General features: G+C 63.8%; 19 protein-coding genes. 7 read left to right on the top strand and 12 right to left on the bottom strand.

Annotated features, from left to right (window positions below; all coding sequences use genetic code 11):
* Window positions 1-9: 9 nt before the first annotated feature.
* Window positions 10-555, bottom strand: coding sequence for a DUF2917 domain-containing protein (locus AC07PT_RS28095; RefSeq protein WP_494658875.1), 546 nt, complete (start codon window positions 553-555; stop codon window positions 10-12).
* A 128-nt stretch (window positions 556-683) separates the two neighbouring features.
* Here AC07PT_RS28095 and AC07PT_RS28090 point away from each other — a divergent pair, with 128 nt between their 5' ends.
* A complete protein-coding gene (locus AC07PT_RS28090; RefSeq protein WP_494658874.1) occupies window positions 684-1,679 on the top strand; it encodes a LysR substrate-binding domain-containing protein in 996 nt (331 codons plus the stop codon).
* 61 nt (window positions 1,680-1,740) lie between these two features.
* Here AC07PT_RS28090 and tyrS read toward each other — a convergent pair whose 3' ends face one another.
* Window positions 1,741-2,976: a tyrosine--tRNA ligase gene (tyrS, locus tag AC07PT_RS28085; RefSeq protein WP_494658873.1), complete on the bottom strand. Its 1,236-nt coding sequence runs from the start codon at window positions 2,974-2,976 to the stop codon at window positions 1,741-1,743.
* 202 nt (window positions 2,977-3,178) lie between these two features.
* Here tyrS and AC07PT_RS28080 point away from each other — a divergent pair, with 202 nt between their 5' ends.
* Both AC07PT_RS28080 and AC07PT_RS28075 read left to right on the top strand, forming a co-directional pair.
* Window positions 3,179-4,534 (top strand): peptidoglycan DD-metalloendopeptidase family protein, encoded by a 1,356-nt coding sequence (locus AC07PT_RS28080; RefSeq protein WP_494658872.1) that lies wholly within the window; start codon window positions 3,179-3,181, stop codon window positions 4,532-4,534.
* Window positions 4,535-4,590: 56 nt separating this feature from the next.
* Window positions 4,591-5,721, top strand: a complete 1,131-nt coding sequence (locus AC07PT_RS28075) for an anhydro-N-acetylmuramic acid kinase (RefSeq protein WP_492348913.1) — start codon at window positions 4,591-4,593, stop codon at window positions 5,719-5,721.
* Window positions 5,722-5,813: 92 nt separating this feature from the next.
* Here the strand turns inward: AC07PT_RS28075 and mdtD are convergent, their stop codons facing one another.
* From mdtD to AC07PT_RS28025, 10 genes are all read right to left on the bottom strand, one after another.
* Entirely contained in the window at window positions 5,814-7,265 is a 1,452-nt protein-coding gene (gene mdtD, locus AC07PT_RS28070; RefSeq protein ID WP_492348912.1) for a multidrug transporter subunit MdtD, read from the bottom strand.
* A gap of 79 nt (window positions 7,266-7,344) precedes the next feature.
* A complete protein-coding gene (gene erpA, locus AC07PT_RS28065; protein ID WP_027476533.1) occupies window positions 7,345-7,710 on the bottom strand; it encodes an iron-sulfur cluster insertion protein ErpA in 366 nt (121 codons plus the stop codon).
* 58 nt (window positions 7,711-7,768) lie between these two features.
* A complete protein-coding gene (locus AC07PT_RS28060) occupies window positions 7,769-8,164 on the bottom strand; it encodes a bactofilin family protein (protein ID WP_492348911.1) in 396 nt (131 codons plus the stop codon).
* Window positions 8,165-8,203: 39 nt separating this feature from the next.
* Window positions 8,204-8,911 (bottom strand): DUF6776 family protein, encoded by a 708-nt coding sequence (locus AC07PT_RS28055; protein ID WP_492348910.1) that lies wholly within the window; start codon window positions 8,909-8,911, stop codon window positions 8,204-8,206.
* Between the two features lie 93 nt (window positions 8,912-9,004).
* On the bottom strand, window positions 9,005-9,397 hold the full coding sequence (rpsI, locus tag AC07PT_RS28050; protein ID WP_492348909.1) for a 30S ribosomal protein S9: 393 nt from the start codon (window positions 9,395-9,397) through the stop codon (window positions 9,005-9,007).
* A gap of 9 nt (window positions 9,398-9,406) precedes the next feature.
* The gene (gene rplM / locus AC07PT_RS28045) at window positions 9,407-9,835 is read right to left on the bottom strand and encodes a 50S ribosomal protein L13 (RefSeq protein WP_019575878.1); all 429 of its coding nucleotides are present in this window, start codon (window positions 9,833-9,835) and stop codon (window positions 9,407-9,409) included.
* A 260-nt stretch (window positions 9,836-10,095) separates the two neighbouring features.
* A complete protein-coding gene (locus AC07PT_RS28040) occupies window positions 10,096-10,551 on the bottom strand; it encodes a hypothetical protein (protein ID WP_492348908.1) in 456 nt (151 codons plus the stop codon).
* A gap of 148 nt (window positions 10,552-10,699) precedes the next feature.
* Window positions 10,700-11,404: a 7-cyano-7-deazaguanine synthase QueC gene (gene queC / locus AC07PT_RS28035; protein WP_492348907.1), complete on the bottom strand. Its 705-nt coding sequence runs from the start codon at window positions 11,402-11,404 to the stop codon at window positions 10,700-10,702.
* 35 nt (window positions 11,405-11,439) lie between these two features.
* On the bottom strand, window positions 11,440-11,913 hold the full coding sequence (locus AC07PT_RS28030) for a cyanophycin metabolism-associated DUF1854 family protein (protein ID WP_492348906.1): 474 nt from the start codon (window positions 11,911-11,913) through the stop codon (window positions 11,440-11,442).
* Window positions 11,914-11,922: 9 nt separating this feature from the next.
* Window positions 11,923-14,226, bottom strand: a complete 2,304-nt coding sequence (locus tag AC07PT_RS28025; protein WP_492348905.1) for a cyanophycin metabolism-associated ABC transporter — start codon at window positions 14,224-14,226, stop codon at window positions 11,923-11,925.
* A gap of 183 nt (window positions 14,227-14,409) precedes the next feature.
* Between AC07PT_RS28025 and AC07PT_RS28020 the strand changes: the two genes are divergently transcribed.
* The 4 genes from AC07PT_RS28020 (at window position 14,410) to AC07PT_RS28005 (ending at window position 23,266) form a co-directional block, all read left to right on the top strand.
* Window positions 14,410-16,629: a cyanophycin synthetase gene (locus AC07PT_RS28020; protein WP_494658871.1), complete on the top strand. Its 2,220-nt coding sequence runs from the start codon at window positions 14,410-14,412 to the stop codon at window positions 16,627-16,629.
* A gap of 41 nt (window positions 16,630-16,670) precedes the next feature.
* A complete protein-coding gene (cphA, locus tag AC07PT_RS28015; protein WP_494658870.1) occupies window positions 16,671-19,238 on the top strand; it encodes a cyanophycin synthetase in 2,568 nt (855 codons plus the stop codon).
* A gap of 158 nt (window positions 19,239-19,396) precedes the next feature.
* On the top strand, window positions 19,397-21,235 hold the full coding sequence (locus tag AC07PT_RS28010) for a glycosyltransferase (protein WP_494658869.1): 1,839 nt from the start codon (window positions 19,397-19,399) through the stop codon (window positions 21,233-21,235).
* A 48-nt stretch (window positions 21,236-21,283) separates the two neighbouring features.
* Complete coding sequence (locus AC07PT_RS28005) at window positions 21,284-23,266, top strand: tetratricopeptide repeat protein (RefSeq protein WP_494658868.1); 1,983 nt, start codon at window positions 21,284-21,286, stop codon at window positions 23,264-23,266.
* Window positions 23,267-23,275: the final 9 nt, after the last annotated feature.

Here is a 23,275-nt window from a genome sequence, read left to right as displayed (position 1 = left end):
TTGACGTTCTCAGGCCGGGTGCCGTTGCCGGCCGCCCTGCAGCAACAGCCAGCTCCAGCGTGCGCTGCCCACGGCCAGGCGCCCCAGCGCCCCCACCACGGCGCCACCGGCCTGCCAACCCTGCCACAAGCCCCGGCTCAGGTCGGCCAGGGGCAAGGCGAGGTCGGTGGGCAAGGCGCTGGCCGCCTGCAAACGGCCTGGAGCCTGCGCCACCAGAGGCAGTGCACGGTCCCAGCGGAAGACCACGTCGACCGGCGCCGCCTGGGTCAACTCCTGCGCCAACACAAAGGCCTCCAGCACCACGGTCTGGCCGGGTTCAATCACCAGCCAGTCGCCCGGCATCAGAAAGCGGTCGCCCAGGTCGTTGGCGTGGCCGCGGTGCGGCCCAGTGAAGGTAAGCCACAGGCGGCCCTGGTTCATTTCGATCACGCTGCGCTCGCGCGGGCACAGGGTCAGTGCGCGCCCGGGCAAGATGTTCCAACCGCCGGGGAACGCGCGGCCAGCCGGTGCAAAGGCGGCGGATTGTTGCGATTCCAGAACAGGGCGGGACAGCATGATGAACTCCTTGAGTGAGAAAAAACCGTTGAGGAGCCTTCATGATCGGCGGCAGAATGCAGATGGTCCAATGAATTGCACACCCGCGATTGATACCTCTTTCGCATGAATGAGACGATGCCTGCCGCATGAGCAAAGCCAGCCCTTCCATCACCCATCTGCGCACCCGCCCCGTGGCCGTGGGCCACCTGCGCGCCTTCGAAGCCGTGGCCCGACACCTGAACTTCCGCGCCGCCTCCGAAGAGCTGGCGCTGACGCAGTCGGCCGTCAGCCGCCAGATCCAGTCGCTGGAAGATGAGATCGGCGTGCCCCTGTTCCTGCGCCACACCCGGGCGGTGGAGCTGACCAGTGCCGGCTCGCAGTTGCTGCGCACCCTGCTGCCCACGCTGGAGCGACTGGACAGCACGGTGCGCCAGATCCGCCAGAGTGCAGGACGCAAGAGCGTGGCCATCACCACCTGGGCCTCTTTCGCGTCGATGTGGCTGATCCCGCGGCTGGAGGCCTTTCAGCGCAGCCACCCCGACATCGACATCCGCATCGACGCCACCGACACCGCGGTCGACCTGGAAACGGCCGACATCGACCTGGCCTTGCGCTACAGCCTGCCCGGGGCTTCCGTGCGCGGGGCACAACGCCTGTTTGGCGAACAACTGGCCGTGGTGGCCAGCCCCTGGTTGCTGAAAAGCGGACAGCCCATCCGCAAACCCGCTGACGTGGCCAAGTTCACGCTGATCGAGGCGGGTGACGCCCATCGCACCCAGCACATGGAGTGGCTGTCCTGGCGGCGCTGGTTCGAGACCCAGGGCCTGAGCAATGTCGAGCCCAAGCGCTGGCTGTATTTCAACTACGCCCACCAGATCGTGCAGGCTGCCCTGACCGGCCAGGGTGTGGCCCTGGCACGCATGCCCTTGATTGCCGACAGCCTGGCCTCGGGCGATCTGGTCGAGGTGTTGCCGGGCTTCCGCCTCGATTCCCCACTGGTGTATTGGCTGCTGGTGGGCCCGCGCACGGCCCACCGCCCCGAGGTCAAGGCCTTCAGCGACTGGCTGGTGGACGAGGCCTCACGCACCCGCCACACCGTGGGAGAAGTGCCGGACACCGATCTGTGCGACGACCTGGGCTGAGCCCGGCGGCCGCACGGCCACCACCGCAAGGCCGCCGCACGACGGCCCTTCAGGCCTGCGCTCAGCTCAGCGTCACCCGGGCGAACTTGCGCTTGCCCACCTGCACCACGTAGGTGCCGCCGGCCAGCTTCAGGCCCTTGTCGCTGACCACGCTGGAATCCACACGCACCCCACCGCCATCGATCAGGCGGTTGGCCTCGCTGCCCGAGGGGGCCAGGCCCGCCGCCTTGAGCAGGGCACCGATGCCCATGGGGGCGCCCGACAGGCTGACTTCCGGGATCTCATCGGGCACACCGCCCTTGCTGCGGTTGTTGAAGTCCTGCTCGGCCGCGTCGGCAGCAGCCGCGCTGTGGAAGCGTGCCGTGATCTCCTTGGCCAGGGCCACCTTGGCGTCCTTGGGGTTGCGACCCCCCTCCACTTCGGCCTTGAGGGCGGCAATCTCGGCTTCGCTCTTGAACGACAACAGGGTGTACCAGCGCCACATCAGGGTGTCGGAGATCGACAGCACCTTGGCAAACATGGTGTTCGGGTCTTCGCTGATGCCGATGTAGTTGTTCTTGCTCTTGGACATCTTGTCCACGCCGTCCAGGCCTTCGAGCAAGGGCATGGTCAGGATGCACTGGGGCTCTTGCCCGTACTCCTGCTGCAGGTGACGGCCCATCAGCAGGTTGAATTTCTGGTCGGTTCCGCCCAGTTCGAGGTCGCTTTTCAGGGCCACCGAGTCGTAGCCCTGCATCAGGGGGTACAGGAACTCGTGCACGCTGATCGACTGGTTGGTGGTGAAGCGCTTGTGAAAGTCGTCGCGCTCCATCATGCGGGCCACGGTGTACTTGGCCGCCAACTGGATCATGCCCCGCGCGCCCAGGGGATCGCTCCATTCGCTGTTGTAGCGGATCTCGGTCTTGGCCGGGTCGAGCACCAGGCTGGCCTGCTTGTAATAGGTCTCGGCATTGACCTTGATCTGTTCCGCTGTGAGGGGCGGGCGGGTGCTGTTGCGGCCCGACGGGTCACCGATCATGCTGGTGAAATCACCGATCAAAAAGATGACGGTGTGCCCCAGGTCCTGCAGCTGGCGCATTTTGTTGAGCACCACGGTGTGGCCGATGTGGATGTCAGGCGCAGTCGGGTCCAGCCCCAGTTTGATGCGCAAAGGCACGCCGGTGGCCGCGGAACGGGCCAGTTTTTGCACCCAGGCGTCTTGTGGGATGAGTTCGTCGCAGCCCCGCAGGGTCACGGCCAGCGCCTCCCGCACACGGTCGGTGACGGGGTGATTTGTAACAGCAGCAGCTTGATTCATAAGGGTTTTTTCAGATGTCGGGGCGGGGCGGGCAGCTATACTCGTTCGGCTCGCAAAAGTGGATTTTAATTGGCCCGCTTTTTGCGAACAGGTTCAGGCACAGGCCGAACACCTGCCACCGTCGGGAATCGTCAGGAATAGCATCCCATCGTGCCCGACCCACTGCCTTGAAAAGAGGCGGAACGATCCTGGGGATAGATTCTTGAAAAACGGTTTCTTCGCCGCCGGCGAGCTTTTGCTGACACGACTGGCCCACCAGGTCGAACATCACCCCAAACGCATCACCACCTTGGTGGCCGCCCTCTTGCTGGGCGGTGGCGGAGGCGCCTTCGCCGTGGCCTCCATGGCCCCCGACGCGGCCGACCTGCCAGTGCGCCAGATCACCGAAACCGTCCAGCCGATCTCGGTGACCGAGCAGGCTGAGGCACTGGACATCCACCGGTTCAACCTGTTTCGCTCCGACATGGTGCGCCCCACCGACAGCGTGGACACCCTGCTGCAACGCCTGGGCATCAGCGACCCGGTGGCTGCCGCCTTTTTGCGCAATGATGCGCTGGTGCGCATCAGCCTGCTCGGTCGCAATGGTCGCCAGGTGACGGCCGAAGCCAGCGAAGACCACCACTTGGTGCGCCTGGTCGCACGCTGGACGCCTGACGACAGCAACACCTTTCAACGCCTGGTATTTGAAAAGACCGCGCGCGGCAGCTACAGCTCGCACATCGAAACAGCCCCACTGAGCGCCAGCAGCAAGTTGGCCGGCGGCACCATCCGCAGCTCGCTTTTTGCGGCCACTGATGAGGCCGGTATCCCCGACACGGTGGCCACGCAACTGGCCGAAATTTTCTCAGGCGACGTCGATTTTCACCGCAGCCTGCGCAAGGGCGACCGCTTCTCGGTCGTGTACGAAACCCTGGAGGCCGACGGCGAACCCCTGCGCGCTGGCCGTGTGCTGAGCGCCGAGTTCATCAACGATGGCAAGGCCTACCAGGCCATGTGGTTCCAGGAACCCGGTCAAAAGGGCAGTTACTACACGCTGGACGGCAACAGCATGCGCCGCGCCTTCCTGACCTCGCCCGTCGAGTTCTCGCGCGTGACCAGCGGCTTCAAGATGCGCTTCCACCCCATTCTGCAAACCTGGCGCGCCCATCTGGGCACCGATTACGCGGCCCCCACCGGCACCGCCGTGCGTGCCGTGGGTGATGGTGTGGTCGATTTTGCAGGGGTACAGAACGGCTACGGCAATGTGGTGATGCTGAAGCACCGCAACAACCAGATGACGGTGTATGCCCACCTGAGCCGCATCGGCGTGACCCGGGGCCAGACCGTGAGCCAGGGCCAGACCGTGGGGGCCGTGGGCGCCACCGGCTGGGCGACCGGGCCGCACCTGCATTTTGAATTCCGCGTCAATGGCGTGCACCAAGACCCGATGACCATCGCCCACCAGGCCCAAGCGGTTCCGGTCTCCCCGGCAGCCCGCCCCGCCTTCAACCGCCTGGCTTCCGCCATGCGCATCCAGCTCTCGGCTGCGGCGTCGGTGCAACAGGCCAGCGCCGATTGACGGCGGGAGTGCAGGCGCCACGCTGAGCGAAGCGCACAGCCCGCTATCATCGGCCCATGCAAGGCAAGGCAGACCACTACATCGGACTGATGTCCGGCACCTCACTCGATGGGGTGGATGGCGTTCTGTGCCGTTTTGAGGGCGATCAGCCCCAGGTCCTGGCGCATGTGGCCCTGCCCTTCACGGCCGAACTCAAGCGATCGCTGCTGGAACTCAACAGCCCCGGCCCCGACGAGCTGCATCGTGCGGCCATCGCGGCCAATGCCCTCGCCCGCACCTATGTGGTGGTGGTGTCGCGCCTGCTGGCCGAGGCTGTGCTGCCGACCTGGCATGTGGCGGCCATTGGCGCCCACGGGCAGACCGTGCGACACCAGCCCGGCCAGTACGACGGCACCGGCTACACCTTGCAACTCAACAACCCGGCCCTGTTGGCCGAGCACACCGGCATTGATGTGGTGGCCGACTTTCGCACCCGCGATGTGGTGGCCGGCGGGCAAGGTGCGCCGCTGGTGCCCGCGTTTCACGCGCGGGTGTTCGGACAGCCTGACCAGACCCAGGCGGTGCTGAACATTGGCGGCATTGCCAATCTGACCGTGATCCCGCCGCAAAGCCAGCTTGCGGCGCCCGTGCTCGGCTTTGACAGCGGGCCCGGCAATGCCTTGATGGACCATTGGTGCCTGCAGCACACCGGCCAGCCCTTCGACCGGGATGGCCAATGGGCCGCTCAAGGCCAGATCCATGCAGGCTTGCTGGCCGACCTGATGCAAGAGCCCTTTCTGCAGCAAGCGCCCCCCAAAAGCACCGGGCGTGATCTGTTCAACCCGGCCTGGCTGGAGCTTCACCTGAAAGCCCACCCGCACCTGAGTGCCACCCAGGTGCAGGCCACTCTCACGGAGTTCACCGCCCTCTCCTGCGCCCAGGCTGTGCAAATGCACGCACCGGACAGCCGTCGCCTGCTGGTGTGTGGCGGCGGGGCACTGAATGGGCATTTGATCAGTCGCCTGCAACATCACCTGCCCGAGGTGAATGTCGAATCCAGCGGTCTGGCCGGCCTGCCTCCGCTGCAGGTCGAGGCTGTCGCCTTCGCCTGGCTGGCACGCCAGGCCCTGCAGCGCCAGCCCGGCAACCTGCCCAGCGTGACCGGTGCCCAGGGGCCGCGCATTCTGGGCGCGCTTTATCCGGCCTGAATCCGGGCCTACACGCCGGCGCCAAGCCCCTGTGCCAAACCCCTGCGCTGAATTCCGGCGCAGAGTCCCAGGCCCGCTGCCCCCCCTGCTGCTCAGGGTTCGTGCGGACCGGCCGCAGAGGCATCGCCCCGCACCAGCCCTGGCTCCAGACCCGAAGGCAATTGCCAGAAGATGGCGGCGGACGCCAAGGTGATGAAGCCCATGGTGACAAAAGTAGCGTGAAACGAGGACAGGGTGTCCAGGTGCGCCGCACTTGCATTGCCGCCAGGGCCCAGCAAGGCCGCAAAGCCCGCCAGCACGGCGCCCGCCACGGCCACCCCCATGCCCATGGCCAGCATCTGCACCATCGACAACAAGCTGTTGCCGCTGCTGGCCTGGGAGCCCTCCAGGTCTTTCAGCGTGAGGGTGTTCATGGCCGTGAACTGGATTGAATTGACCGCACCAAACACAGCCAGTTGCAGCAGTCGCAAGCCCAGGGGCTGGCCCGGACTGATCAGGGCAAAACTCATCATGGCCAGACCTACCAGTGCCGTGTTGCCCACCAGCACCTTGCGGTAGCCCAGCCGGGTGATCAGGGGGGTGGTGATGCGTTTGACGGCCATGCCGGCCATGGCCACCGGCAGCATCATCAGACCGGCCTCGAAAGGCGAGTAGCCGAGGCTGACCTGGAGCAGCAGGGGCACCAGAAAAGGCATGCACGAACTGCCCAGGCGCGAAAACAGGTTGCCCAGCAAACCAATCGCCAGCGACGCCACGCTGAACAGCTGGGGCGAAAACAGGGGCGCCGGGCTTCGCATGGCGTGCAGCCAATATGCCACCAGGCTGGCCAGCCCGAACACCAGCAGCACCAACACCCCGGCCTGCCCCAGGCCCAGGCCCGACAGCCCATCCAGCGCCAGCGACAGGGTCACCATGCCCGTGGCCAGCCACAGGTAGCCCGACCAGTCGAACCGGGCCACGGTGACTGCAGGACCGCTGCGCATGAAGAAATAAGCCGCCACCGCGCCAATCACCCCGACCGGCAGGTTGATCAGAAAGATCCAATGCCAGGAGGCCACCTCCACCAGCCAGCCCCCGAGGGTGGGTCCGATCAGGGGTCCGATCAGGCCCGGGATGGCGATGAAGCTCATGGCCTGCAGAAAGCGCTCCTTCGGAAAGGTGCGCAGCACAGCCAGTCGCCCCACCGGCAACAGCAGGGCACCGCCCAGGCCCTGCACCACCCGTGAGGCCACCAGCAGTGGCAGGGACGTCGACAGCGCGCACAGCAGGGAGCCCAGGGCAAACAGGGTGATCGCCGCCACGTAGACCCGCCGGGTTCCGAAGCGGTCGGCCACCCAGCCGGAGGCAGGGATCAACATGGCCATGGCCAGCGAGTACGCCACGATCACCGACTGCATGCGCAGCGGGCTTTCGTGCAGGCTTTGCGCCATGGCCGGCAGGGCCGTGTTGACGATGGTGGCGTCCAGCGTCTGCATGAAAAAGCCCAGGGCCACTAGCCACAGCAGGCGTTGCTGGGAACGACTTTCGGGATCGACGACCGTCATGCTTTGAATGATTGAAGGTTAGCTGGACAAGAAAAAACCGCCTCAAGGGCGGTTCTCCAGGAGGGCGGCAGGCGCGCCATCAAACTGAGAAGCTGGAGCCGCAGCCGCAAGTGGTGGTGGCGTTCGGGTTTTTGATCACGAACTGGGCGCCTTGCAGGTCTTCTTTGTAGTCGATTTCGGCCCCCAGCAGGTACTGGTAGCTCATGGCGTCGATCAGCAGCGAAACACCATTTTTGGTCATGGTGGTGTCGTCTTCGTTGGTGATTTCATCAAAGGTGAAACCATACTGAAAGCCCGAGCAGCCGCCGCCCTGCACGAACACGCGCAGCTTCAGGTCGGGGTTGCCCTCTTCAGCGATCAGATCGGCCACCTTGGCGGCAGCGCTGTCTGTGAAAAGAATGGGGGCGGGCATTTCGGTCGGCAGCGACTCGACAACAGCACTCATGGGGTTCTCCGGAAACGGGTTTGGGCGAATAGTACAAGAATTCGCTCGGGAATTCAGATCAACGGCTATTTGCCGCTAGTGTCAACAGGGGTTTTTCTTCGATCGGAGCCGCCGGGCACAGCATGCCGGCGATCACCGCACCCTGGTGCATCTCAAGTGCCTTGTAATACACATCCCCCTCAATGCGGGCATGGGGCTGCAGTTCCAGCAACTCGCGGGCATGCACAGGCCCCTTGATGCGCCCGTTGATGATCAGGTGATCGGCGTACACCGCGCCCATCACGGTGGCCGTTTCAGAGATCACCAGCAGGCTGGGTTGCGACTCATCGACCCGAATGTCGCCCACCACGTCACCATCAACCCGCAGGCCCTCGGCAAACGTGATGTTGCCGTCGATGCGGCTGCCTTGCGCGATCAGGCTTTTGATGGGCGGTTGCTTCTTTTTCGCGAACATGGGCCGTCCTTTCAGGAAGTGTGCCGGATGGGGAAAAACTCAGAGCTTGAGTGTCTGGACGGCACGCGAACTGCTGCCATCAAAAATGCGTGCCGTGACCTGCTTGACCGACACCTGCGGCGGCAGATCCACCAGGCCCTCGAGTCGCCGATATTGCCTGAATTGCAAGGGCACCGGGCCTTGCGGCAAGGGCTGCTCCCAGGGCTTGCCGGCCAGCGTGCCTGTCAACACCAGTTCCAGCCGGCCCTTGAACTCGGGGCCGCTCTTGACGGGCTGGATCACCAGCACCTGCCAGCGCAACTGCTGGCTGGCCACGATTTCGGCCTGCAGACCGCGAATCGCCACGTCCTCGACGCTGTTGGCCGGGATCAGCTTTTCAAAAAAGCCCAGGTCGTCGCGCAGGCTGCGGTTGTCGAGCTCCAATTGGTGGATCTGCGCCAACAGGCGCTCCTGGGTGGCACGTTCGGCCGTCAGCAAGCTGCCCGAGGTGTTGGCAATGGATTGCGCCTTGTCCCGCTCATCCTGCATCTGGGCCACCTGCTGACGCAAGGCCGCCAGTTCTTCGCGCGAGTGGCGGTCCAGCCCGGCGATGTTCTTGCCGGTCTCGAACGCCCACAGCGCCACGGCCGCGCAAAAGCCGAACACCAGGGCCAGCAGCACCCAGCGCAAAGGCCAGGGCATGGCACTGCGCACCGCCATGCGGGGCGTGCTGATGGTGAGGCGGCGGCGAAGCAGGCGAAGACGCATGAGCAGGCTTGAAACTGGAAAAACCGCGAGCGTAAAACAAAAAAGCCGCAACAAGCAGAACTTGTTGCGGCTTTTTGCAGAGAAGAAAGCGGATTAACGCTTGCTGAACTGCTTGGCGCGGCGAGCAGAGTGCAGACCGACCTTCTTACGTTCGACTTCACGAGCGTCGCGGGTCACGAAGCCGGCTTGGCTCAGTGCGGGCTTCAGCGTCGCGTCGTAATCGATCAAAGCGCGGGTGATGCCGTGACGGGTTGCACCGGCTTGACCGGATTCACCACCACCGTGCACATTGACCTGGATGTCGAAGGTTTCGACATGGCTGGTCAGAACCAGCGGCTGCTTCGCGATCATGATGGAGGTCTCGCGGCCGAAGTAGGCCTGGATGTCCTTACCGTTGATCGTGATCTTGCCGGTGCCTTTTTTCAGAAACACACGGGCGACGCTGGATTTGCGACGGCCGGTGCCATTGTTCCATTCACCAATCATCTCGGCTCCTTACAGTTCCAGCACTTTGGGTTGCTGCGCGGTGTGGGGGTGCTCAGCACCACCGTACACCTTGAGCTTCTTGATCATGGCGTAACCCAGAGGACCCTTGGGCAGCATGCCCTTGACGGCCTTCTCGAGTGCACGGCCAGGATGCTTGGCTTGCAGGTCGCGGAAGTTGGTAGCAGTGATGCCACCGGGGAAGCCGGAGTGACGGTAGTACACCTTGTCCAGGGACTTGGTGCCGGTGACCTTCAATTTGGCGGCGTTGATGATGACGATGAAATCGCCAGTATCGACGTGAGGCGTGTAAATGGCTTTGTGTTTGCCGCGCAGACGGAGGGCAACTTCGCTGGCTACCCGGCCGAGCACCTTGTCGGTGGCGTCAATCACAAACCACTCGTGCTTCACGTCTGCGGGCTTAGCGCTGAACGTAGACATGTATTGCTTTCGAGTTGGTTGCCAGCCGTTGCGAAATCGCGGGCTGGCTACAAAAGGCCCTTTTCCACGGTCGGTGTTTCTCTGCTGGAAACCTCTTAGGTGGGGGGTGTCGGGGGCTTGGCTGCCAAGCTGAAAAAACAGCCTGCCGCAAGCCTCCAACGAACTTCGCCGCGGGGCCTAAAACGCTGCGAAGCCTTCCATTCTACAAAAAGTGCAGTTGGTCGTCTATATGCGTCGCAATGGCCGTGCGAGCGGTGTGCTCACAAACCGCCGCTGCGCTTGACCTTGGGGTCGGTGTAGACCAGCAGATTGGTCGATAGACCCTGCTTCTGCTTTTCCTTTTCAAGCCGATTCGCCTCTGCACTGGCTTGTTCGGCCGCCAATTCGACCACCGAGCCACTGGCCTTCCACATCGAATTCAGGAAGTCGATCAACTTCTTGGAGATGGGCTCTGGTGGCGGGGTCTTGGGCTCCTCGGTCGTGGCCTTTTTCTTGACGGCCGTCCAATCCTTGTTGGGCTGATCGTTGGAAGCAGAAGGTTTATCGGGGCTTGCCGCTTTCTGCCCCGAGACGGTCACGATGGTCGACTCGGTGGGCGCATTCGTCACGGTCGTGGCCGCCGGCTTGGTACTGACGGCCTTGTCCGCGCCTGCCAACGACTGGCCGGCGCCTGAATAGGCCCAGTTCATCGATCGGTCAACAGGAGGGAGTTGCATGGCAGTTCCGGCGGATACAGTTTGTTTACATCATGACGGGAAAGGTTTTTAGGCGTCCTCGTACGGTGTAACGGCATTGCGCAGGAAAAGTTGAGGCCCGTTTCAAAAAATTTTCAGTTTTTTTGAGTGCCGCTCCGAAAAACCTTGATCAGCCGACCAAAGCAGCGCGGTAACGCTCGTAACCACGTGCACGAAGTTCGCATGCCGGACAACTACCGCAACCCCAACCCCAGGCATGGCGGTGCTCACGGTCGCCCAGGTAGCAGGTGTGGGAATGTTCCACAATCAAGTCGACCAGGGCCTGCCCCCCCAGTTGCTCGGCCAAAGCCCAGGTGTCGGCCTTGTCGATCCACATCAGAGGGGTTTCGATCAACAGGCGCCGGTCCATGCCCAGCGACAAGGCCAGTTGCATGGCCTTCATGGTGTCATCCCGGCAGTCGGGGTAACCGGAGTAATCCGTTTCGCACACCCCGGTCACGATGACCTCCAGACCACGCCGGTAGGCCAGCGCGGCGGCCAAGGTCAGAAACAGCAGGTTGCGCCCGGGCACAAAGGTGTTGGGCAAGCCCCCCTGCTCCATCTTGAAAGCCATGTCGCGCGTCAGTGAGGTCTCACTGACCTGACCCAACACCGCCAGGTCGAGCAGGTGGTCCTCCCCCAGCTTGGCGGCCCAGGCAGGGTACTGCTGGCGCAGGGCCCCCAGCACCGCCAGGCGCGCGTCCAGCTCAACGCTGTGGCGTTGGCGGTAATCAAAAGCCACTGTTTCAACCCGCTCATAGCGCGACAGGGCGTGGGCCAGACAAGTGGTCGAGTCTTGCCCCCCTGAGAAAAGAACCAGTGCGGATTTGTGCATGGCAATCGAATGGATGGAGGTTGAAAGAGTCCGACTCAGAGAAAGCGCTCCAGCAGCCGGCGCGATCCCCGGTCGAGGGCTTGAAGGTCACGGATCTGATAGACGATGCCCTGGCTGCCGGTGATGAGCAGGCGCCCACGGTCCAGACGGCGGATGTCGTCTTCGGTCTTGAGCACAAAATCGGTGCGCCCGCGATCGGTCTCCACCGTCCAGGTACAGGGGGTGGAAAAAGAGGACACGGCCAGCAGCTTGCGAAGTTCAGGGCTGAACTCGCGACTGGCCAGCTCTTCCTCGATCAGCTGGCGCAACTCGGGCGCCAGGGCCGACAGGCGAGGCACCCAGGCCAGTTCATGGCCCTCGGGGCCCACCAGCGACAACCCTTCATCGGGTGCCGCAATCGGAAAGGCGCGCACGGGGGTCACGCCCAGGTGATCGAGGCCTTCGGCATCGGTCAGCACCAGCCGGCCCAGCGGGTGGCGGCTCAACTTGAAATCAGCTTGGGGGGTCATGGAGGCAGCTCAGGGTTGGCCGGCCGGGTGGGCCGAATGGGCGCTGGGGGTCAGGGTGGCGCCATCGTCGTCCGAGCCGTCCACACGCCGGGCCTGGGCCTCGTACAGACGCCAGTAGGCGCCTTGCTTGGCCATCAGCTCGTCGTGCGGGCCCACTTCGACCACCTGGCCGCGGTCCATCACCACCAGCCTGTCGGCCTTGCGCAGGGTGGAAAGCCGGTGGGCGATGGCGATGGTGGTGCGCCCCTGCACCAGGTTGTCGAGGGCGCGCTGGATTTCCTTCTCGGTTTCGGTGTCCACCGCCGAGGTGGCCTCGTCCAGGATGAGGATGCGTGGATCGATCAGCAAGGCGCGTGCAATCGAGATGCGCTGGCGTTCGCCCCCCGACAGCCCCTGGCCGCGCTCACCCACCAGCGAGTCATAGCCCTGGGGCAGGCGCAGGATGAAGTCGTGTGCGTGCGCGGCCCGTGCGGCCGCCACGATCTCTTCGCGGGTGGCACCCGGTTTGCCGTAGGCGATGTTCTCGGCAATCGTGCCAAAGAACAAAAAGGGCTCTTGCAGCACCAGGCCGATGTTGCTGCGGTAATCCGACACCTTGAAACGGCGCACGTCGGTTCCGTCGAGCTTGATCGCCCCATCGGTCACGTCGTAAAAGCGGCAGATCAGGTTGACCAAGGTGCTTTTGCCTGAGCCGCTGTGCCCCACCAGACCGATCATTTCGCCGGGCTGGATGTCCAGATCCACGCCACGGATCACCGTGCGCGTGCCATAACGGAAGCCGATGCCACTCATTTCAATGCGGCCCAAGACCCGCGGCAGGGGCGCCGGCTGGCTGGGTTCGGGCACGTTCGAGATGTGATCCAGGATGTCAAAAATGCGCTTGGCACCCGCGGCGGCCTTTTGCGTCACCGACACGATGCGGCTCATCGAATCGAGCCGGGTGTAGAAGCGCCCGATGTAGGCAATGAAGGCGGTCAGCACGCCCACCGTGATCTGGCTCCTGGACACCAGCCAGATGCCACAGCCCCACACCACCAGCAGGCCGATCTCGGTCAGCAACGACACCGTGGGCGAGAACAGCGACCAGGTTCGGTTGAGCTTGTCGTTGACCTCCAGGTTATGGCGATTGGCTTGCTTGAAGCGGTCGGCCTCGCGCTGCTCCTGGGCAAAGGCCTTCACCACCCGGATGCCCGGAATGGTATCGGCCAGCACGTTGGTGACCTGCGACCAAACCCGGTCGATTTTCTCGAAGCCGGTTCGCAGGCGATCCCGCACGGTGTGGATCAGCCAGGCGATGAAGGGCAACGGCACCAGGGTGACCAAGGCCAGCCAGGGGTTGATCGAGAACAGAATCACCGCGGTCATGGCGATCATCAGCACATCGGTGACGAAATCCAGGGCGTGCAAGGACAGGAAGACGTTGATCCGGTCGGTTTCTGACCCGATGCGGTTCATCAGGTCGCCCGTGCGCTTGCCGCCAAAATAATCGAGCGACAAGCGCAGCAAATGCTCATAAGTGGTGGTGCGCAGGTCGGCCCCGATGCGCTCGGACACCAGCGCCAATATGTAAGTGCGTGCCCAACTCAGGCCCCAGGCCGCCAGCGCCGACAACAACAGCCCGCTCAGGTACAGCAGCACCAGCATGGGGTCGATCTGCTTGCCGTTCTGGAACGGGATCAGGATGTCGTCCATCAGCGGGATGGTCAGGTAAGGCGGGATCAGGGTGGCCGCCGTGGAGGCCAACGTCAGCGCAAAACCGGTGAACAGTTGCTTGCGGTAAGGCCGGGCAAACCGCCACAGGCGCAGCAGCACCCAGGTGGAGGTGGTGGCACTCGCTTCGCGCGAACAGGCCGGGCATTCGTCGCTGTCGGCGGGCAAGGGGGCCCCGCACGATGGGCAGGCGGCAGTCTCCTCGGCCTCTTCCGGGGCGGCCCCGGCCAGCACGGCCAGCCGTTGCTCGAACACCTTGATCACGCGCATCGCGTGCACGTCCAGCGCCATCGTGAAGCGCCAGCTGGCCAGCCGCGCCCCCGGGCCCAGCAGCTCCAGTTGGCCCACGCCGGCGTGGTCGCTGTGGCGCAGCATCAGGCCCTCTTGCAAGGGCCAGGACTGCCACTGCCCGGCGCCCGGCGCCCAACTGAGCAGGCGCTGCTCGGTGACCACCAGCAGCCCGTTTGCAAAACAAAGACGCTCGTCCAGGTCAACCGGCAGGGAAGCGAGCACGTTTTCACCACGTGCAAGCTGAGTTTGGGGGTTGATTCTTCCGGGATCCGCCGCTTCGCCAGATGAACCTACAGGATGTGAATGTTGCATTTTGATTCCGTACCGCGCGGCACCGTTCGACCTCCCGCGCTCAAGCAGGAAAAGTCGATTTTCGCCGAAACCGAGGCCATGCGGCAGGCTGCAGGAGAATGCAGCCACGGCCAAGCCCCCAAACTGAGCGCACAATCTCGCCTGACTGCCGGTATGGCGCCAGGCACCGAACCCGACTCGAACATGATCAAAGCCGACGATCTCAAGCTCTTGCGCATCAATTACCTGCGCGGCCCCAACATCTGGACTTACCGCTCCGTGCTGGAAGTCTGGCTGGACCTCGGGGAACTGGAAGACTACCCCTCCAACAAGATCCCCGGCTTCAAAGACCGGCTGGTCGCCCTGCTGCCTGCCTTGATCGAGCACCACTGCGGTGTCGGTGAGCGTGGTGGCTTTCTGCAGCGGCTGGAGGAAGGCACCTGGGCCGGGCACATCCTGGAGCACATCGTCATCGAGCTGCTGAACCTGGCCGGCATGCCGACCGGCTTTGGCCAGACGCGCAGCACCTCACGCCACGGCGTGTACCGCATGGTGTTCCGTGCCCGCGAAGAGCGCGTGGCCCGGGCCGCCCTGGACGAAGGCCACAAACTGCTGATCGCCACCATCCAGGGCGAGTCCTTCGACGTGAAGACCGCCGTGAACCGCGTGCGCACCGAGGTCGACAACTGTTACCTGGGCCCCAGCACCGCCTGCATCGTTGACGCAGCCACCGACCGCCGTATTCCCCACATCCGACTGAACGACGGCAACCTGGTGCAACTGGGCTACGGCGCCAGCCAGCGCCGCATCTGGACAGCCGAGACCGAATTCACCAGCGCCATCGCAGAAGGCATTGCGGGCGACAAAGACCTGACCAAATCACTGCTTAAATCGTGCGGCGTTCCGGTGCCCGAGGGGCAGATCGTCAACAGCCCCGAGGAAGCCTGGGAAGCCGCCCAGGACATCGGCCTGCCGGTGGTGGTCAAACCCTCGGACGCCAACCACGGCCGTGGCGTGACCCTGGACCTGCACGAACAAGCCGACATCGAAGCCGCCTACCACGTGGCCTACCCCGAGGGCAGCGACGTGATGGTGGAACGCTTCATCCCCGGTCACGAACACCGACTGCTGGTGGTGGGCGACCGGGTGGTGGCCGCGGCCCGCGGCGAGATCATCGGCATCACCGGTGATGGTCGCAGCACGGTGCGCCAGCTGATCGACAGCCAGCTCAACTCCGACCCGCGCCGCGGCATCGAAGAAGAGTTTCCGCTGGAGACCATCGTCATCGAAACCAACAACAAGGTGCAGCTTGAAATCCAGCGCCAAGGCCTGACGCCTGAAGCCGTGCCGGCTGCCGGCCGCTTTGTGGTGATCGAGCGCAACGGCAACGTGGCCATCGACTGCACCGACAGCGTGCACCCCGAAGTGGCTCATGCCGCCACCCTGGCCGCCCGGGTCGTGGGCCTGGACATCGCCGGCATCGACATGGTGGCGCAGGACATCTCGCGCCCCCTGAACGACCAGGGCGGCGCCATCGTCGAGGTCAACGCCGGCCCCGGCCTGTTGATGCACCTGAAGCCCGCCGAGGGCTCGCCCCGCCCGGTGGGCCGCGCCATCGTCGACCACCTGTTCCCCGAAACCGAGGGCGACAACGCCCCCGGCCGCATCCCGGTGGTGGGCGTGGCAGGCACCCGCGACACCCACAAGATCGCCCGCATGGTGGCCTGGCTGGCCCATTTGAGCGGCCGCCAGACCGGTCTGGCCTGCAGAGACGGCCTGTTCCTGGACCGCCGCCGTGTCGAATCGGTGAATTGCGCCCACTGGGAGGCCGGCCACCGCCTGCTGATGAACCACTCGGTGCAAGCCACCGTGATCGAAAACGGTGCTGAAACCATCCTGCGTGATGGCCTGCCCTACGACCGCTGCCAGGTGGGCGTGGTGACCGACCTCGAAGGCTTTGAGGCCCTCAGCCACTACGACGTGCACGAGCCCGACCAGATGGTGCGCGTGATGCGCACCCAGGTGGACGTGGTACTGCCCGACGGCGTGGCCGTGCTCAACACCGCCGACTCCCGCGTCAGCGACATGGCCTCGCTGTGCGATGGTTCGGTGGTGCTGTACGGCCTGCAGGCCGGCATCCCTGCCATCGAAGCCCACCGCGCAAGCCAGGGCCGCGCCGTCTACCTGAAGCAAGGTTACGTGGTATTGGCCGAAGGCGGCCACGAAAAGGTGCTGTCCGACCTGGGCGACATCCGCGAGCGCCAGAGCACCGCCTTCCCCATGACCGAAGAGGCCCTGTTGGCCGCCGTGGCCACAGCCTGGGCCCTGGAGATCTCGCCCGACCTGATCGCCGCCGGCATCGAGACCTTCGATCCCGATCCGCAACCGGTCCGCCCGGCCGGCAGCACCGCCTTTTTCCGCTGAACAACGGCCCCCCTGCGCCCCTGAACACCCAAGAGAAACAGATGGAAGTCTCACGCATCCGGGCCCTGCGCGGCCCCAACATCTGGAGCCGCCACACCGCCATTGAGGCTGTGGTGGAATGTGCCCCCGCCGAGCGCTCGATTGCCGCCCTGGAAGGCTTCGAAGCCCGTATCCGAGCCCTCTTCCCGGGCCTGGGGCCGCTGCGCCATGACAGCAACGAAGGCCCGGTCTCGCTGGCCCACGTGCTCGAAGCCGCCGGCCTGGCCCTGCAATCACAGGCCGGCTGCCCGGTCACCTACAGCCGCACCAGCACGACCTCCGAAGCCGGCATCTACCAGGTGGTGATCGAGTACAGCGAAGAAGCCGTCGGCCGCCAGGCCTTCGACCTGTCGCTGGCCCTGATCCAGGCAGCGCAGAACAACGCGGCCTTCGACATCGATGAGGCCATCGCCAAGCTGCGTGAAACCGATGAAGACGAGCGCCTGGGCCCCAGCACCGGCTCGATCGTCGAAGCCGCCGTCAAACGGGGCATCCCCTACCGTCGCCTGACCTCGGGCAGCCTGGTGCAGTTTGGCTGGGGCTCGCGCCAGCGCCGCATCCAGGCCGCCGAAGTGGACACCACCAGCGCGGTGGCCGAATCCATCGCGCAAGACAAAGACCTGACCAAGATGCTGCTGCGCGCCGCCGGCGTGCCCGTGCCGCTGGGCCGCCCCGCGACCAGCCCCGACGATGCCTGGGCCGCAGCGCTGGAGATCGGCCTGCCCGTGGTGCTCAAGCCGCAGGATGGCAACCAGGGCAAGGGCGTCACCGTCAACATCGTCGACCGCGCCCACCTAGACCTGGCCTACAAGGCCGCCGCCGACATCGGCGAAGTGCTGGTCGAGAAATACCTGCCCGGCAATGACTTCCGCCTGCTGGTGGTGGGCGATCGCCTGGTCGCTGCGGCCCGCCGCGACCCGCCCCAGGTGATCGGCGACGGCGTGCACACCGTGCGCCAACTGGTCGACATCGTGAACGCCGACCCGCGCCGCGGCGTGGGCCACGCCACCTCGCTGACCAAGATCCGCTTTGACGACATTGCCATCGCCCGGCTGGCCCTGCAAGACCTGAAGCCTGAATCCGTGCCGCCCAAGGGCCAGCGCGTGATCCTGCGCAACAACGCCAACCTGAGCACCGGCGGCACCGCCACCGACGTGACCGACGACGTGCACCCCGAAGTGGCCGCCCGTGCGGTGGCCGCAGCCCAGATGGTGGGCATGCACATCTGCGGCGTCGACGTGGTCTGCGAAAGCGTGCTGCGTCCGCTCGAAGAGCAGCACGGCGGCATCGTCGAAGTCAACGCCGCCCCCGGCCTGCGCATGCACCTGATGCCCTCCTTTGGCAAGGGCCGCCAGGTGGGCGAGGCCATGGTCTCGCATCTGTACAACAGCGGCGAAAACGGCCGCATCCCGGTGGTGGCCGTCACCGGCACCAATGGCAAGACCACCACCGCCCGCCTGATCACGCACCTGTTCAGCGCCAGCGGCCTGCGCGTCGGCATGACCAACACCGACGGCGTGTACGTGAACGGCCGCCAGATCGACAGCGGCGACTGCAGCGGCCCCAAGAGCGCCCGCAACGTGCTGCTGCACCCCGATGTGGATGCGGCCGTGTTCGAGACCGCGCGCGGCGGCATCCTGCGCGAAGGCCTGGGCTTTGACCGCTGCCAGGTGGCTGTGGTCACCAATGTGGGCGCCGGCGACCACCTGGGCATGAACTACATCGACACGGTGGAAGACCTGGCCGTGGTCAAGCGCGTGATCGTGCAGAACGTGGCCCCCCAGGGTTACGCCGTGCTCAATGCCGTCGATCCCATGGTCGCCGCCATGGCCGAAAGCTGCCCAGGCCAGGTGATCTACTTTGCCCGAGACCGCAACCACCCCGTCATGGCCACCCACCGGGCCCAGGGCAAGCGCACCGTCTATGTGGACGGCGACGCCATCGTGGTGGCCGAAGGCACCTGGCGCGAGCACATCCTGCTGCGCGACGTGCCCATCACCCGCAACGGCACCATCGGCTTCCAGGTCGACAACGTGATGGCCGCCGTGGCCGCCGCCTGGGGCGTGGGCCTGAGCTGGGACACCATCCGCAGCGGCGTGGCCAGCTTTGTCAACGACAGCGACAACGCCCCCGGCCGCTTCAATGTGATGGACTTCCGCGGCGCCACCGTGATTGCCGACTACGGCCACAACCCCGACGCCATGCGCGCCCTGGTCTCGGCCGTCGAGGCCATGCCGGCCCAACGCCGCGCCGTGGTCATCAGCGGTGCCGGTGACCGGCGCGACGAAGACATCACCGAACAGACCGCCATCCTGGGCCAGGCCTTTGATGACGTAGTGCTGTACGAAGACGCCTGCCAGCGCGGCCGCGCCGACGGCGAGGTGATGGCCCTGCTGCGTCAAGGCCTGGCCGGCGCCACCCGCACCCGCCATGTCGAAGAGATCCAGGGCGAGTTCAAGGCCATCGACGCGGCCCTGGACCGACTGCAACCCGGCGACCTGTGCCTGGTGCTGGTGGATCAGGTGGAAGAGGCGCTGGCGCATCTGGCGAAGCGAGTGGCGGAGGGGTGAATGCCTTAGCAAGGCGGTATCGAATCATCCCCGTCTTGTTCACCATGCGTACATCGAGTCGGTAAAATCTGCAATTTAAAACGATTGCCTCAGCCGCAAGCCTGACAGGATTGCCGCTCAGTAGCTTACGCAGTCCAACAGGGAGTACAGCAGAGGGCATGACGGCGCGCATTCTTCATATCGGCAAGTTCTTTCCACCCGATCTGGGAGGTATGGAAACGTTCCTGGCCGATCTGATCACGGAGCAGCGCCGTCAGGGTATTGACGCGCGAGCACTTGTGCACGGGCAACCGCGGGCCGACGACCCCTCCTGGCTGACGCGGGTGCCCGTGCAAACCCAACTGATTTATGCCCCGATCGCACTCGGTTTCAGGCATCGGCTCAAGCTTCTGTTGGCTGAGTTTCAGCCCGAACTGCTGCACCTTCATCTGCCCAACAACGCGGCATTCTGGTGCCTAACCCTAGGCCAAGCTCAACGCATCCCCTGGGTATTGCACTGGCACTCAGACGTAGTGGTGAACCCGCGGCGCCTTGCGTTGCGGCTGGCCTATCTGGCCTACAAGCCTTTTGAGGACGCCCTGCTTAGGCGAGCCACCACCATCATTGCCACATCCCCCAGTTATTTGCGCGCCAGTCGCCCACTGTTGCCCTGGCGCAAACAATGCACGGTTGTGCCTCTTGGCCTGAACGCGTCGGCCACCGCCGAATGCCCCATGCCCAGCGCTCAGCGCTGGCGCCCAGGCTTCATGCGCCTACTCTCAATCGGCCGCCTGACCCACTACAAAGGCTACGAGACGCTGATACGCGCCGTGGCCGCCACGCCCGGCGTGGAGCTGCTGATAGCCGGCGATGGGGAACTGCGCCCTTCGCTCGAACTATTGATTACTCAAAATACGCCCGCAGGCCAACCACCCGCGGTTCGACTGTTGGGCCGCTGCGATGACATCGAAAAGCAGCAGTTGCTAGACGACTGCGAGCTGTTTTGCCTAGCCTCGTGCGAGCGCACTGAAGCCTTCGGACTGGTTGTACTAGAAGCTATGCGGGCTGGCGTACCGTGCCTGGTGTCAGAGTTGACCGGCTCTGGCCTGCCATGGATTGTTCACAGCAGCCAAGCTGGCTGGTGTGTGCCGCCTCACGATGTGCCAGCGTGGCGAGCGGCCCTGGTGCGTGCGCAGCAGTCACCTGACGAACGTGCGCGCGCAGGCGCAGCAGGGCGCCATGCTTTCCTGCGGCGCTTCACCATCGAATCGTGCAGCGCAAAATTGACACGTATCTATCAAAGACACCTCGACACCCCAATTCTGTCGGTGGCCCCTCGAGGGCTACTGATAGTGATCCCAGCACGCAACGAAGCCTTGACCCTTCCAGCGCTATTGGAAGCGCTGCAACAGGCAGGCTTTCATGACGTGGTGGTCATCGATGACAGTAGCCAAGACGATACCGGTGCGGTAGCAACTCGTCATGGCGCAACCGTGCTGCGTCCAGCACTACCGCTGGGCGCCTGGGGGGCAATGCAGGCGGGCATCAGGCTAGGGCTGACCCGAGCCCATGAGGCAGTGCTCACCATGGACGCCGATGGGCAGCATGAGGTGTCAGAAATCAGCGCTCTGCTGGCACGACGCAACGATGCCGACGTCGTGATCGGATCCTTTCCTGAGCGCGGTAGCCCCTTGCGGCAACTGGCCTGGAATTGGTTCCGTAGCCTCACCGGCTTCGAACTGCAGGATCTGACCTCGGGCTTCCGGCTCTATAACCAGGCAGCAATGCAGGTAGTTGCCTCCCCTGAGGCGACATTGCTCGACTACCAAGACGTAGGTGCCCTGCTGCTGATCCGCAAGGCCGGACTGAGCATCACCGAAGTGCCTGTGTCGATGAACCTGCGCCAAGTGGGAGCCTCGCGCATCTTCAATTCATGGTTCAGCGTGCTGAAGTACATGGCAGCAACCACATTGCTATGTCTGGCGCGTTGGGAAACCAAGCGCCGTGTCATCGCGTGAACTTCAATTTGAGCCAGGATTCCAACGAAAGCCTGTCACAGCCACACAATGAAAAAGATTCCCGTCCACTCACTTGCCTTTGGCGTACTTTTAACCGCACTGGTCTGTGTCGTCTATGGCTCGGGTTTTGGCAACCAATTGTTGTTCGACGATGCCCGACTCAGTGATGGCACAGTGTTCGAACACTACGGGGGGCTGTGGCCACAGATCCGCGGGCTTTCTTACGGCAGTTTTGTCTGGCTGCAGTCGCTGTTCGGCGAAGGTTGGTGGAAACAGCGCCTGTTCAATGTTTTCTGGCACCTTGGCACCTGCGCTCTACTCTATGCGCTCGGCCGCGCATTGCTTGAACACACAACGTTTCCCGAGGAGATGGCGGCGGCACCTCAATTTGAGTCCTCGAACAAGGCCGCGCTACAGTTCGGCACAGTCCTGTTCGCACTCAATCCTGTAGCGGTGTATGCAGTGGCCTACCTGATCCAACGCTCGGTCGTCATGGCGGCATTTTTCGTAGCGATGGCTTGCCTTGCCTGGGTGCACGGTCTGAGCCGCGGCAGCAAGTCCTGGCTTGGCGTCGCCGCGTTGGCCTATCTTCTGGCAGTGTTCAGCAAGGAATACGCCGTGACCGCTGCGACACTCGCCCTGCCTTTGTATATATTTGTGCGACGGCCTGGGTGCCGTCGGATTACGATGCTCGCGGCCGCAGCAATGCTCGTGTTAGCGCTGAGCGCACTGCTCCTGTCCCGACACTACCCCGGAGTGCTGGGACAGTTGTTTGACGACACGTCCAAGGCCTACGCCCAGCAACTGGATGCGCTTAACCCCGGCGTGAGCCAGCATATTTGGTCGTTGAGCATCGCGAACCAAATGGGTCTTTTCTTCCGCTACGGTCTGCTGTGGCTCATCCCAAATGTGGGCTGGATGTCTATCGACCTGCGTCCGGAGTTTCCGCTCAGTCTACTCAGCATGCAGGCCATTGGCGGAGCGCTTGCCTACCTGTGCCTGCTAGGCGTATCCGCTTGGCTGGTACTGCGTCGGTCCGACGTTCTTGGCTTGATCGGCCTGGGTCTATTGTTTCCACTTTTGATGTTCGGCACGGAGTTCAGTACTGTCTGGATTCAAGATCCGTTCGTGCTGTACCGCAGCTATTTGTGGGCGCTCAGCCTTCCAATGCTAGCGTCCCTTCCCTTGATCGGATTCAAACATCGACTGATCTACCCAGCCACCGTATTGCTTGCCCTTGTGTTGGCAGGACTGAGCTTTGAACGCGTGCAATCGCTGCGCGATCCCCAATCTGCCTGGACCGATGCAGCCGATAAAGTGGACATTGAGGCAGAAGCCAATGCTGTAGGCCGCTGGCGACCCTTTCTCAACATGGGGAGCGCGCAACTCGAGCGCGAGGAGTACCAGGAAGCTTTGCGCCTGTTCAGCTTGGCCACCCAACTTGGCGAGCCACTGGGTTCTGCGCGCTTCAACCTGGCCATGAGCTACGCCCAACTCAAACAACCCGCGCAAGCACTCGCCCAGTTGCGTCAGGCCGAGGCCATGGGCTTTCAGGAGGCGGCGCTGTACTTCCAGCGCGGTGAGATCTTGTATGCCCAAGGTCAGTTCGCGGCCGCCATGCAAAGTTACGCACAGGCGCTGAACAAGCCACAGACTGCACAGGAGCAGGAATTGGGCCGTCGTCGCCATGCTGAAGCCGCCGTTGCTGCGCGAGAATACGATACAGCAATAGCAGACTACCAACTCCTGCTGCAGAAAAAGCCCGACAACATCCGCACCTTGGTGGGCATGGCAATGGCACATATCGGAAAAAATGAAGCCTCAAAAGCCATTGAGATACTGAACCCGCTGATCGACAAGCGACCAACCGCAGAGGCTATCTATGCACGGGCTCTGGCACAACATTACCTTGGACAAAACGGCGCGGCGCAAAAAGATCTTGAAATTGCGCTGCGAGCCGAGCCACACAATCCAATTTATTTGGCCCTAAAGAGCGAGCTTTTACCTAGCATCCCGCCGCCCAAGAAGTAATCATAAGCA

Source organism: Curvibacter sp. GW821-FHT09D12 (assembly GCF_059416245.1).
The sequence above is the reverse complement of the archived record's forward strand: the minus strand, read 5'-3'. Positions and strand labels throughout refer to the sequence as shown.